Annotated in this window: 11 protein-coding genes; 4 read left to right on the forward strand and 7 right to left on the reverse strand. The window is 64.5% G+C overall.

What is annotated here, in order from left to right; translation table 11 throughout:
• Positions 1 to 19: 19 nt before the first annotated feature.
• The 7 genes from CXP40_RS10705 to CXP40_RS10740 form a co-directional block, all read right to left on the reverse strand.
• Positions 20 to 793, reverse strand: a complete 774-nt coding sequence (locus CXP40_RS10705; protein WP_106733691.1) for an electron transfer flavoprotein subunit beta — start codon at positions 791 to 793, stop codon at positions 20 to 22.
• 101 nt (positions 794 to 894) lie between these two features.
• Positions 895 to 2,124, reverse strand: a complete 1,230-nt coding sequence (locus tag CXP40_RS10710) for an electron transfer flavoprotein subunit alpha/FixB family protein (RefSeq protein ID WP_106733692.1) — start codon at positions 2,122 to 2,124, stop codon at positions 895 to 897.
• 37 nt (positions 2,125 to 2,161) lie between these two features.
• Positions 2,162 to 4,123, reverse strand: coding sequence for a dimethylglycine demethylation protein DgcB (gene dgcB, locus CXP40_RS10715; RefSeq protein WP_106733693.1), 1,962 nt, complete (start codon positions 4,121 to 4,123; stop codon positions 2,162 to 2,164).
• 108 nt (positions 4,124 to 4,231) lie between these two features.
• Complete coding sequence (gene dgcA, locus CXP40_RS10720; protein WP_106733694.1) at positions 4,232 to 6,292, reverse strand: dimethylglycine demethylation protein DgcA; 2,061 nt, start codon at positions 6,290 to 6,292, stop codon at positions 4,232 to 4,234.
• Between the two features lie 74 nt (positions 6,293 to 6,366).
• Positions 6,367 to 6,897, reverse strand: a complete 531-nt coding sequence (locus tag CXP40_RS10725; protein ID WP_106733695.1) for a DUF5943 domain-containing protein — start codon at positions 6,895 to 6,897, stop codon at positions 6,367 to 6,369.
• 121 nt (positions 6,898 to 7,018) lie between these two features.
• Entirely contained in the window at positions 7,019 to 7,996 is a 978-nt protein-coding gene (locus tag CXP40_RS10730; protein ID WP_106733696.1) for a dipeptidase, read from the reverse strand.
• Between the two features lie 183 nt (positions 7,997 to 8,179).
• Positions 8,180 to 9,124 carry a GlxA family transcriptional regulator gene (locus tag CXP40_RS10740; RefSeq protein WP_106733698.1) on the reverse strand — a complete coding sequence of 315 codons (945 nt, stop codon included), beginning with the start codon at positions 9,122 to 9,124 and terminating at the stop codon, positions 8,180 to 8,182.
• Between the two features lie 246 nt (positions 9,125 to 9,370).
• On the opposite strand from CXP40_RS10740, the gene choX reads away from it, so the two are divergent.
• The 4 genes from choX (at position 9,371) to CXP40_RS10760 (ending at position 12,957) form a co-directional block, all read left to right on the forward strand.
• Positions 9,371 to 10,303, forward strand: a complete 933-nt coding sequence (gene choX / locus CXP40_RS10745; RefSeq protein ID WP_106733699.1) for a choline ABC transporter substrate-binding protein — start codon at positions 9,371 to 9,373, stop codon at positions 10,301 to 10,303.
• A 98-nt stretch (positions 10,304 to 10,401) separates the two neighbouring features.
• Positions 10,402 to 11,289: a 3-keto-5-aminohexanoate cleavage protein gene (locus tag CXP40_RS10750; protein WP_017678502.1), complete on the forward strand. Its 888-nt coding sequence runs from the start codon at positions 10,402 to 10,404 to the stop codon at positions 11,287 to 11,289.
• A gap of 117 nt (positions 11,290 to 11,406) precedes the next feature.
• Positions 11,407 to 12,372: an L-carnitine dehydrogenase gene (locus tag CXP40_RS10755; RefSeq protein ID WP_106733700.1), complete on the forward strand. Its 966-nt coding sequence runs from the start codon at positions 11,407 to 11,409 to the stop codon at positions 12,370 to 12,372.
• A gap of 111 nt (positions 12,373 to 12,483) precedes the next feature.
• Complete coding sequence (locus tag CXP40_RS10760) at positions 12,484 to 12,957, forward strand: thioesterase family protein (RefSeq protein ID WP_106733701.1); 474 nt, start codon at positions 12,484 to 12,486, stop codon at positions 12,955 to 12,957.
• Positions 12,958 to 12,974: the final 17 nt, after the last annotated feature.

Genomic DNA, 12,974 nt, shown 5'->3' on the forward strand with positions numbered 1-12,974 from the left:
GGCTCCTTGGCTTGGGGCGTCAACGCAGGACGCCCTCTTCGATCAACAGCTTGAAGATAGCCTCTGCTCCTTCCTGTGGCGAGACATCCTTGAGGATCTGGCCGCCGCCACCACTGGCTTTGGCCGTGGCAGCCTTCATCCGTTCCGCGCCGGTCTTGGCCTTGATCACCTTGAGACGCTTGGGCCGCGGCTTGGCCGGCTGCAGACTGGCCTCGGCCAGCAGCGTGTCATCCACCACCGTCACTTCATGTGCTTCGATCTGTCCGCGTCGTGCCGGGCCAAAGGCGCTCTGGCGAGCGACGGGTGCGGCGTTGTCGACGCTGGCCACACACGGCAAGCGCACCTTGAGGCGACGCCGCTGGCCACGTGGCAGTGCTTGCAGCACCTGGGCTACGCCGTTCTCGACCTTCTCCACTTCGGCCAGGCCGACGACCATCGGCCAGCCCAGCCGCTCGGCGAGCAGGAACGGCAGCATGCCCGAGCCTTCGCCGGTTTCCGCCTGGCTACCGGTCAGCACCAGCTGCGTGCGGCTGCCTTGCAGGTAATCGACCAGCAGCGGCAAGGCGTCGGCGCCTTCGGGTTGCTCCAGTACGTCGAGCTGTTCCAATCCCATGCCCAGGTAGCCGCGCAGGGCTTCGTTCTGGGGATCGCCAGCGTGCAACAGCTGCAGATTCTGTCCGGCCAGACGCAGGCCGAGCTCTACCGCGCGGGCGTCCTGCTCGGCACGCCGTGGGCGAGCGGAGGTCGGGTGGGCGCCGACCGAGACCAGGGCGACGATATTCAGGTCAGTCATGGTGGCAACCTCGAACCGTTGTAGCGGCTTTAGCCGCGATCTGGCCATGCACGCACTCTGTCGCGGCTGAAGCCCCTCCCACGAGGGAGCATTCGTGAGAGTTAGGCCGCATCACGTTTTCCTTCCTGGCGCCAGGCCGCGACGCGCTCCATCAGCGCTGCGAGGATCGCTGCCGAGTCACCGATCACCGAGAGGTCGGCACGTTTGATCATGTCGCAGCCGGGGTCCATGTTTACCGCCACCACCTTGTCGCAGGCACCGATGCCCTGCAGGTGCTGGATGGCGCCGGAAATACCGACAGCGAGGTAAACACGAGCGGTGACCCAGGTGCCGGTGGCGCCGACCTGACGGTTGCGCGGCATGAAGCCATCGTCGACCGCCACGCGCGAGGCACCTTCGGTGGCGCCCAGGGCAATGGCGGCCTGATGGAACAGCTTCCAGTCCTTCACGCCGTTGCCGCCGGAGAGGATGAATTCGGCCTCGGCCATGGGAATCTGTGCAGGGTCCACGGCCACCGGGCCGAGATCTTCGACGCGCGGCAGGCTGTGCGCGACTTTTTCGGCCAGCTCCAGCGCGCGGACTTCATGGCGGGTGTCGCTGACCGGCTCGGCGCATTCGGCGGCGGCCAGGATCAACCGTGGCAGTGCGCGCTGGATATCCTGCTGGCCACTGCCGGCACGGCCGATGGCCTGCTCGCCGGCGACCTGCCAGACGCGCGTCGCAGGGCGCTCACCGAGCTTGGCAGCTAGGCGCCGACCCAGTTCGCCGCCACCGGTGCGGCTGTCGGGCAGCAGCCAATGGCGTGGTGCCAATTGGCTCTCCACAGCGCTCAGTGCCAGCACGCGGGCTTCCGGGGCGTAGCCGTCGAAAGCGTCGCCCTGGACGCGCAGCAGGCGGTCGACGCCGGCCGTGTCGAAAGCGCTTTCCTTGTCTTCACCGAAGATCACGGCGACTACGGCACCGCTATCGCCGGCCAGCTTGCGTGCCAGACCGATCAGATCCTTGTCATGGCTGGACAGACGGCCTCCGACCATGTCCGGCACCACGCAAATGTGGAAGGCTGGTTGTTCGATAATGTGCAGCGGTAGTTGCACCTCGACGCTGGCGTTGCTGCGTTTGCCGACAGTGCCCTGCTGGGCGCCGCTGCGGTCGATGCGCTTGAGCCCGGCCGGGCCGACGAAACCGGCGGCAATGACGTGCGGGTTCTTGCGGATGATGCCATTGGGCCCCATCCAGCTGGTTTCGGCCTTCTGCATCGAGGCATGCAGCGGGTGCAGGCGGTTGCGGGCGATCCACTCGGCGCGTGGGTCGCGACGGATTATGTCACTCATGCCTGGGCCTCCTGGATGCGCTGGGATTGTTGTTTCATCACTGCACCTCCGCCAGTTCGCGCTTGGCGGCAGGGCGCTTGGCCGCTACGTCGGTAGCTTCGATCAGCACTTCGGCGACCAGCTCGGCGATGTCCTTGATCTCCGGGCGCGGCACGACCACGCCTTCGAGCATCGCGGTGCATTGCGGGCAGCCGACGGCTACCAGTTCGGCACCGGTTTCCTTGATGTCGACCATGCGCATGTCGGGGATACGTTGCTTGCCGGGGATGTCGGTGATCGGCGCGCCACCACCGCCGCCGCAGCAGCGCGAACGGAAGCCCGAGCGTTCCATCTCCTTGACCTCGATGCCGATGGCCTTGAGCACGGCGCGCGGCGCTTCGTACTCGCCGTTGTAGCGGCCGAGGTAACAGGGGTCGTGATAGGTGACACTGGCGGCCTTGCTCTGGCCGAGATTCAGCGAACCCTTGCGCACCAGCTCGTCGATGAAGGTACTGTGGTGCAGAACCTGGTAGTTGCCGCCGAGTGCGCCGTATTCGTTCTTCAGCACGTGGAAGCTGTGCGGGTCGCAGCTGACGATGCGCTTGAAGCGATACTTGTTCAGGGTGGCGATGTTGCGCTTGGCCAGGCTCTGGAAGGTCGCCTCGTCACCCAGGCGGCGGGCCACGTCGCCGCTGTCGCGTTCTTCCAGGCCGAGCACGGCGAAGTCGACTTCGGCAGCCTTGAGGATCTTCACGAAGGCCCTTAGCGTTCTCTGATTGCGCATGTCGAAGGCGCCATCACCGACCCAGAACAGCACGTCGGTTTCGCCCTTGTCGGCAAGCAGCGGCAGGTTCAGGTCGGCGGCCCAGTTCAGGCGACCGCCTGGGTTGAAGCCGCCCGGGTTGTCGGTAGCAATGAGGTTTTCCAGCACTTCGGCGCCCTTGTTCGGCGTCGAGCCTTTCTCAAGCGTGAGATGACGGCGCATATCGACGATGGCATCGACGTGCTCGATCATCATCGGGCATTCCTCGACGCATGCGCGGCATGTAGTGCACGACCAAAGGGTGTCGGCGTCGACCAGCGCCTTGCCGTTCAGATCGACGATGGGCTGATGCGGGCCGCCTGCGTGTTCGCCCAGCGGTTTGCCGGGGTAGGGCGAACCGGCGAAGCTAGCGTCACTGCCACCGGCCAGGCCGATGACCATGTCCTGGATCAGCTTCTTCGGGTTCAGCGGCTGGCCGGCGGCGAAGGCCGGGCACATGGCCTCGCATTTGCCGCACTGCACGCAGGCGTCGAAGCCGAGCAGCTGGTTCCAGGTGAAGTCGGTGGGCTTTTCCACGCCCAGCGGAGCTTTTGGGTCATTCAGGTCCAGCGCTTTCAGGCCGGTGGAGCGACCGCCGCCGAAGCGCTCGGCACGGCGGTGCCAGGCCAGGTGCAGGGCGCCAGCGAAGGCGTGCTTCATCGGTCCGCCCCAGGTCATGCCGAGGAACAGCTCGGACACGCCCCAGGCCACGCCGACGGCGAGGATGGCGGCCAGCACCCAGCCGCCAAAGTCGGCGGGCAGAATCCCAGCTACTGGCAAAGTGGCGATAAAGAAGCTGGCGGCGAACATCAGCAGGCTTTTCGGCAGGCGCATCCACGGGCCTTTCGACAGGCGCGAGGGCGGGTTCAGACGGCGCTTGGCGACGAACAGGGCGCCGGTGAACATCAGCACCGTGGCGGCCAGCAGGGCGAAGCCGAGGATGCGGTTGTGCAGGCTGAAACCGTGCACGACGATGGCCAGCACTGCCGCGAGAACGAAGCCACCGGCGGTGGCCACGTGGGTTTTGGACATGTACTTGTCGCGCTCGACCACGTGGTGCAGGTCCACTAGGTAGCGACGCGGCATCTTCAGCAGGCCGCCGATCCAGTCGACCTTGGCCGGCCGACCGCGACGCCACATGAAGAAGCGCTTGGCCGCCCCGATGACCGCGAGGGCCAGGGCGGCGAAGAGCAGAATGGGGAGCAGGGTGTTTAACATCGAGGACATCCTCAAGCCCGAGGGTGGGGCTGATGGAAGAGGCTCTGGCCGCGATGCTGCTTACCTTGTCGCGGCTAAAGCCCCTCCCACACCGGTTCAGCGGTTAGATCAGAAGTCCTTGCACAGGCGCAAGGCGTCATAGATCGCCGCGTGAGTGTTGCGCTGGGCCACGCAGTCGCCGATGCGGAACAGCAGGTAGCCGTCGCCCGGCTCGCTCAGGCACGGCTGCGGCTTGATCGCGAACAGCGCGTCGACATCGATCTGGCCCTTGTTACGCGAGCCCTGCTTGAGTGCGTAGTACAGCGACTCGTCAGGCCGCACGCCGTTCTCCACCACCACCTGGTCGACCACGCGCTCTTCCTTGGCGCCGGTGTATTCGTTCTCCAGCACCGCTACCAGTTTGTCGCCTTCGCGGTAGACCTTCTCCAGCATCAGGTCCCCGGTCATGATCACTTCTTTCGGATACAGGCTGCGGTAGTAGGTCGGGAAGCTGGTGCCGCCAATGGCCACGCCTGGCTTGATGTCGTCGGTGACGATCTCCACCTGTGCGCCCTTGTCGGCCAGGTAGTCGGCGACCGACATGCCGGTGAATTCGCAGATGGTGTCGTACACCAGCACGTTCTTGCCCGGCGCCACTTTGCCCGAGAGCACATCCCAGCTGCTCACCACCAGGCCCTCGTCGGCGCCCCAGTGCTCGTTCTGCTCGAGGAACGGATGGCCGCCGTTGGCCAGCACGATGATGTCTGGACGCAGGTCGAGCAGGGTGGCCTCGTCGGCCGCAGTACCCAGGCGCAGATCGATGCCCAGGCGCGCCAGCTCCAACTGGTACCAGCGGGTGATGCCGGCGATCTGGTCGCGCTGTGGCGCCTTGGACGCCAGGGTGATCTGCCCGCCCAGTTGTTCCTGCTTTTCAAACAGGGTCACGTCATGACCGCGTTCGGCGGCGACGCGAGCCGCCTCCATGCCGGCTGGGCCGCCACCGACGATCACCACCTTGCGCTTGGCGCCGGTGGTCTTCTCGATGATGTGCGGTACGCCCATGTATTCACGGCTGGTGGCGGCGTTCTGGATGCACAGCACGTCCAGGCCCTGGTATTGGCGGTCGATGCAGTAGTTGGCGCCGACGCACTGCTTGATCTGGTCGATCTGGCCCATCTTGATCTTGGCGATCAGGTGCGGGTCGGCGATGTGCGCGCGGGTCATGCCGACCATGTCCACGTAGCCGCCTTCAAGAATGCGCGTGGCCTGGTTCGGGTCCTTGATGTTCTGCGCGTGCAGCACCGGCACCTTGACCACTTCCTTGATGCCAGCCGCCAGGTGCAGGAAGGGCTCCGGCGGGTAGCTCATGTTGGGGATCACGTTGGCCAGGGTGTTGTGGGTGTCACAGCCCGAGCCGACAACGCCGATGAAGTCGATCATGCCGGTGGCATCGTAGTAGGCGGCGATCTGCTTCATATCCTCGTGGGACAGGCCGTCCGGATGGAATTCGTCGCCGCAGATGCGCATGCCGACGCAGAAGTCGTCGCCGACTTCCTTGCGCACGGCTTTGATCACTTCCAGGCCGAACTTCATGCGGCCCTCGAAGGTGCCGCCCCATTCGTCGGTACGCTTGTTCACGCGCGGCGACCAGAACTGATCGATCATGTGCTGGTGCACGGCGGACAGCTCGACGCCATCCAGGCCGCCTTCCTTGGCACGGCGTGCGGCCTGCGCGTAGTTACCGATCACCCGCCAGATTTCCTCGACCTCGATGGTCTTGCAGGTGGCGCGGTGCACGGGTTCGCGGATGCCGGACGGCGACATCAGGGTCGGCCAGTGGAAACCGTCCCAGCGCGAGCGACGACCCATGTGGGTAATCTGGATCATGATCTTGGCGCCATGCTTGTGCATGGCGTCGGCAAGATTCTGGAAGTGCGGAATGATGCGGTCGGTGGACAGGTTGACCGAGCTCCACCACTGCTGCGGGCTGTCGATGGCCACCACCGAGGATCCGCCACAGATGGCCAGGCCGATGCCGCCCTTGGCCTTCTCCTCGTAGTACTTCACATAGCGCTCGGTGGTCATGCCGCCGTCGGTGGCGTAGACCTCGGCGTGCGCGGTGGAGAGCACGCGGTTGCGGATGGTCAGCTTGCCGATCTGGATCGGCTGGAACATTGCTTCGAAGGCCATTACGGCATCCTCACGGTAAGCGCTCTAGCGTTGTGGGAGGCGCTGGTCGCTCCCACGCATTTCTTATGGGTGACTCAGAGTGGCCGGGTGACGAACAGGCCGTCGTCATGGCCCTCTTCGGAACCGCTGTATTCCTGCACGGTGACGGTGCGGATCGGACTGCCCTTGGCGGCCAGAATCTGGTCGATGGCGCCGGAGAACCAGCCGGTGAACATGTAATCCACCTTGCGATTCACCTTGCCGTACACGTAAACGAAGGCCGAATGCTTGAGCTTGACCTCGGCATGGCCGGTTTCCAGGTCGAGCTTCTGCGTTTCGAACAGGCCCCAGCCACGCTGCGACAGGCGCTTCATGTAGTGCTCGAATACCGCCGCGCCTGAAATGCCATGGCATTCGGCTTCTTTCTCGCACCAGTGCCAGGCGGACTTGTAGCCGGCCTTGTAGAGGATCTCAGCGTATTTCTCGGCGCCGAGCACTTCCTCGATGCCCATGTGGTTGTTGACGAAGAAATGCCGCGGCACGTATAGCATCGGCAGGGCGTCGGTGGTCCAGACGCCGGTTTCGTCGTCGACGGCGATGGGCATTTCGGGGGCGTGGGTGGCCATGTACGGATACTCCTGAGCTTGTGTTGTAGGAGCGGCTTCAGCCGCGAAGCCTTTAGGTATGCCGTCCCTTCGGGACGGATCGCGGCTGAAGCCGCTCCTACAGAAATTGGGGTGGAGGGGCTTACTCGCCCCAGACGTCTTTCAGTACCCTTACCCAGTTCTCGCCCATGACCTTGCGCACCACGCGCTCGGGCATGCCACGTTTGAGCAGGGTCTCGGTGAGGTTGGGGAATTCGCCCACGGTGCGGATGCCCAGTGGGTTGACGATCTTGCCGAAGCTGGTCAGGCGGCGGGCGTAGCCCTTGTCGTGGGTCAGCCACTCGAAGAATTCCTTGCCGTGGCCCTGGGTGAAGTCGGTGCCGATGCCGATGGCGTCTTCGCCGACGATGTTCATCACGTACTCGATGGCCTCGGCATAGTCGTCGATGGTCGAGTCGATGCCCTTGGCCAGGAACGGCGCGAACATGGTCACGCCGACGAAGCCGCCGTGGTCGGCGATGAACTTCAGTTCTTCATCGGACTTGTTGCGCGGGTGCTCTTTCAGGCCCGAGGGCAGGCAGTGGGAGTAGCAGACCGGTTTCTTCGACTCGAGGATGACTTCCTCGCTGGTTTTGGAACCGACGTGCGACAGGTCGCACATGATGCCGACGCGGTTCATCTCGGCGACGATCTCGCGGCCGAAGCCGGACAGGCCGCCGTCGCGTTCATAGCAGCCGGTACCGACCAGATTCTGTGTGTTGTAGCACATCTGCACGATACCCACGCCGAGCTGCTTGAACACCTCGACGTAACCGATCTGATCTTCGAACGCGTGGGCGTTCTGGAAGCCGTAAAGGATGCCGGTCTTGCCCTGTTCCTTGGCTTTACGGATGTCGGCGGTGGTGCGCACCGGGATGACCAGGTCGCTGTTCTCGCGGATCAGGTTGTTGCTGGCGACGATATTGTTCACCGTGGCCTGGAAACCTTCCCACACCGACACGGTGCAGTTGGCCGCGGTCAGGCCGCCCTTGCGCATGTCTTCGAACAGTTCGCGGTTCCACTTGGCGATGATCAGACCGTCGATGACGATGCTGTCGGCGTGCAATTCGGCTGGGCTCATCAGGCTTGTCCCCTAAACGGATGCGCCGAGTCGGACGTCGGCACTTTGGGGAGAGCTTATCCCTGGGGGGCAGGGCGACCCGGTGCAAAAACGACTGGGGGTTTGCCGAAAGCGTCAAGCCGAGGTCGCGAACGGATATGTGGCTCTGCAAGTGGCATCCCGTTCCTACGGGCAGGTGTGCATTCAGGCTGGCCGTTCGTGACGATCCTGGCTGGGGCTGACGGCGAAGCGCCTGCGGTAGCTGCGCGAGAAGTAAGAGGCCGAGTCGAAGCCGCAGGCAAGGCTCACCTCAAGTACGCTGAGATCGCTCTGGCGCAATAGCTGGCGCGCCTTGTCCAGGCGCAGGTCGAGGTAAAAGGCCGACGGTGTGGTCGCCAGGTGGTGGCGGAACAACCGCTCCAGCTGGCGTACGGTGATGCCGGCCAGCTCGGCCAGCTCCTCGCTGGACAGCGGTTGCTCGCACTGGCGCTCCATCTCGCCGACCACCCGCACCAGCTTCTTGTTGTGCAGGTCGTAGCGGCTGGCCACCTGCATGCGCTGGTGGTCCAGACGGGTGCGGATGCGGCTGACCACGAACTGTTCGGATATCTGCACCGCAAGCGGCTCGCCGTGTTCCTGGCCGATCAGGCCGAGCATCAGGTCGAGGCTGCTGGTGCCACCGGCGCTGGTGATGCGCCGGCCGTCGATCTCGAACAGTTCCTGGGTGACCAGCAGCGTCGGGTAGCGTTCGCGAAAGGCATCGATGGCTTCCCAGTGCAGGGTCAGGCGCTGGTGCTGGAACAGTCCCGCTTCAGCCAGCACGAAGCTGCCGGTATCGATGCCGCCGAGGATCGCCAGTTCCGGCTCGCGTCGTTGCAGCCAGTGCGCCAGATGATGGTCGTAATGGGCCAGCGGCTCGAAGCCGGCGACCACGAACAGCGCCTGGCTGTCAGCGGGCAACTCCAGGCTGTCGTCGACGTTGAGCGACATGCCGTTGCTGGCCTGCACGGCATTGCCATCCTGGCTGAGCAGGCGCCAGCGATATAGCTCGCCGCGAAAGCGATTGGCCACGCGCAGCGGTTCGATGGCTGACATCAGGCCCATCATCGAGAAGCCGGGCAGCAGCAGAAAGCAGAAGGTCTGGGGCATACAGGTCACGACACGGGGGCAGGGTTTCGGGCATACCGAGAGATTAATGGGCCAGTATCGCTTTCATGCAATAAAGGTCGGCATAGATCAATTAATAGTCGTTCAAGTGCGAATGTTGCATCGAATCGAAGCGTAAGGTGTTTTCATCGGGAGATGAAAGTCCCCGAACACGGTGGGGGCTCTGTCCGTTGGCAAGCCTCTAGAAGAACGAAATAGAACCGCTGTGACACGATGAGGAGCACCCAGATGAAAGGTCTTACCGCGCTGGCCGCGTGCTGCACCCTGAGCCTGTTCAGTACCTCCCTGCTGGCCGACGACGCCAGCTGCAAGAACGTTCGCATCGGCGCCGTCGGCTGGACCGACGTGGTCGCTACCACCGCCGTCGCCAGCGAGCTGCTGAGTGGCCTCGGCTACGAAACCAAGCAGACCCAGGCGTCGCAACAGATCATCTTCGCCGGTATCCAGAAAGGGCAGATCGATGCCTTCCTCGGCTACTGGAAGCCGATCATGGACGACAACATCAAACCCTTCCTCGATGCCGGCGCGGTCAAGGTCGCGGCCGAGCCGTCGCTGGATGACGCCGTGGCGGTGCTCGCAGTACCGAGCTACACCGCCGACAAGGGCCTGAAGACCCTGGCCGACATCGCCAAATTCAAGGACGAGCTGGACGGCAAGATCTACGGCATCGAAGCTGGTTCGGGCGCCAATACGGCGATCCAGAAGATGATCGACTCCGACCAGTTCGGTCTGGGTGGCTTCAAACTGGTTGAGTCCAGCGAGGCGGGCATGCTCGCCGCCGTCGGTCGCGCCGTACGTAACGAGAAACCGGTGGTGTTCTTCGGCTGGAAACCGCACCCGATGAACCTGTCGATGCAGGTCACCTACCTGACCGGTACCGACGACGTGTTCGGCCCCAACGATGGCGCCGCCACGGTGTCCACCGTCACCGCTCCGGACTACGCCGAGCGTTGCCCCAATGCCAACCGCCTGCTCACCAGCCTGCGCTTTACCAGCCAGCAGGAAGCCGAGCTGATGCAGCCGATCATGGATCGCAAGCAACCAGCGCAGGTGGCGCGCGACTGGATCAAGGCAAATCCGCAGGTGGTCGAGGCCTGGCTCGATGGCGTCACCACCCTGGACGGCAAGCCCGCCAGCGTTTCGCTGGTCGCCGGCAACTGATACACGAGCGCCGGATCGACCGGCGCTGATTTCCCTATTTGCTCATGCCTGCGGCAATGCCGTTGGCTTCCGTTCGCCCCTGGAAAGGACAGTCGAAAATGAACTACGAGGTTATCGTCACCTGCGCGGTGACCGGCGCTGGCGACACCGTCGGCAAGCACCCGGCGATCCCGGTCACGCCAAAGGAGATCGCTGCCGCCGCCATCGAGGCGGCCAAGGCCGGTGCCACCGTCGCCCACTGCCATGTGCGCGACCCGCAGACCGGCAAGCCGAGCCGCGATGTGGCGCTGTACCGTGAGTTGGTCGAGCGCATTCGGGAAAGCGATACCGACGTGATCATCAACCTCACCGCTGGCATGGGCGGTGATCTGGAGATTGGCCGGGGCGAGCAGCCATTGGAGTTCGGCGCCGGCACCGATCTGGTCGGGCCGATCACCCGCCTTGCGCATGTCGAGGAGCTGCTGCCGGAAATCTGCACCCTGGACTGCGGCACGCTGAATTTCGGCGACGGCGACTTCATCTACGTCTCCACCCCGGCGCAACTGCGCGCCGGCGCCAAGCGCATCACCGAGCTGGGGGTGAAGGCCGAACTGGAGATCTTCGACACCGGCCACCTGTGGTTCGCCAAGCAGATGATCAAGGAAGGGCTGCTGGACGACCCGCTGATCCAGCTGTGCCTGGGCATTCCATGGGGTGCGCCGGCCGATACCACCACCATGAAGGCCATGGCCGACAACCTGCCGCCAGGCATCACCTGGGCCGGCTTCGGCATCGGCCGCATGCAGATGCCGATGGTTGCCCAGGCCATGCTGCTTGGCGGGCATGTGCGGGTGGGGCTGGAAGACAACATCTGGCTGGATCGCGGCGTGCATGCGAGCAACGGCCAACTGGTCGAGCGCGCCATCGAGATCATCGAGCGCCTTGGTGGTCGCGCCCTGACCCCGGCCGAGGGGCGGGAAAAGATGAAGCTCAAGCGTCGCGGTTGAGCACAGCGCTCCTCCTGTGGGAGGGGCTCTAGCCGCGACAGCCGTAGCCCGGACGCAATCCGGGGCATTCCCTAACGCCAATTCCCCGGATGGCATCCGGGCTACCGGAGTTCAACCATGACCTTCGTCACCGATATCAAAACCTTCGCGGCACTAGGCACCGGCGTGATCGGAGCCGGCTGGATTGCTCGCGCCCTGTCCCATGGCCTCGACGTCATCGCCTGGGACCCGGCGCCCGGCGCCGAGGCTGCGCTGCGCACGCGTTTGGCCAATGCCTGGCCGGCGCTGGAAAAACAGGGCCTGGCGCCCGGCGCTGCCCTGGATCGCCTGCGTTTCGTCAGCACCATCGAGGACTGCGTGCGCGATGCCGATTTCATTCAGGAAAGCGCGCCCGAGCGCCTCGATCTCAAGTGCGAGCTGCATGCCAAGATCAGCGCTGCCGCTCGCCCCGACGTGCTAATCGGCTCCAGCACCTCGGGTCTGCTGCCCAGCGAGTTCTACGCAGATGCCGCGCACCCCGAGCGCTGCATGGTTGGCCATCCGTTCAATCCGGTGTACCTGCTGCCACTGGTGGAGGTAGTCGGCGGGGCGAAGACCGCGCCCGAAGCGGTGCAGGCGGCGATCAGTGTGTACGAGTCGTTGGGCATGCGCCCCTTGCACGTGCGCAAGGAGGTGCCAGGCTTCATCGCCGATCGCCTGCTCGAAGCGCTATGGCGTGAGGCGCTGCACCTGGTCAACGACGGCGTGGCGACCACCGGCGAGATCGACGACGCGATCCGCTTCGGTGCCGGTCTGCGCTGGTCGTTCATGGGTAGCTTTCTGACCTACACCCTGGCCGGCGGCCCGGCCGGCATGCGCCACTTCATGGCGCAGTTCGGCCCGGCGCTGAAGCTGCCCTGGACGTACCTGGAAGCGCCGGAACTGACCGAGGGGTTGATCGACGCGGTGGTCGAAGGCACGGCCGAGCAGCAGGGCGAACGCAGCCTGGATGCCCTGGAGCGCTATCGCGATGACTGCCTGCTGGCGGTGCTGGAGGCGATTCGCCAGACCAAAGCCAAGCATGGCTTCGAGTTCGCCGAGTAACCGAGTCATTCCCGGTGCGCACGGCGCACCCTACAGACCGACTCCAATCTAGCTCCCCTCTCCCACTTGAGGGAGAGGGGCTGGGGGAGAGGGCCTCATCGGAAGCCGAGCATGAATTTGCCAACCTATCGCACCTCCATCTCCCCTGACTGGGTCGACTACAACGGCCACTTGCGTGACGCCTTCTACCTGCTGATCTTCAGCCATGCCACCGATGCGCTGATGGATGTGTTGGGCCTGGACGAAGCCGGCCGTGCCCGCACCGGCCACACGCTGTACACCCTGGAGTGTCACCTGAACTTCCTGGCGGAAGTGAAGGAGGGCGAGCGGGTGGAGGTGCGCACCCAGCTGCTGGCGCACGACGCCAAGCGCTTGCATATCCATCACGGCCTCTATCGGCCGGGCGAAGAGGCCAGCTTGGCGGAAAGCGAACAGATGCTGATGAACATCGACAGCGCGGCCGGCCGCGCGGCGCCATTCGACGAGCAGGTGGCCGAGAGGGTGACGCAGCTGGCTGCCGAGCAGCAGAACCTGCAACGCCCTGCCTGTGTCGGGCGTGTCATCGGCCTGCGCCGGGCCTCGTAGGGTGTCTCGGGGCCGCC

It is taken from the genome of Pseudomonas sp. YY-1 (assembly GCF_002843095.1).
Lineage (GTDB): Bacteria > Pseudomonadota > Gammaproteobacteria > Pseudomonadales > Pseudomonadaceae > Aquipseudomonas > Aquipseudomonas sediminis_A.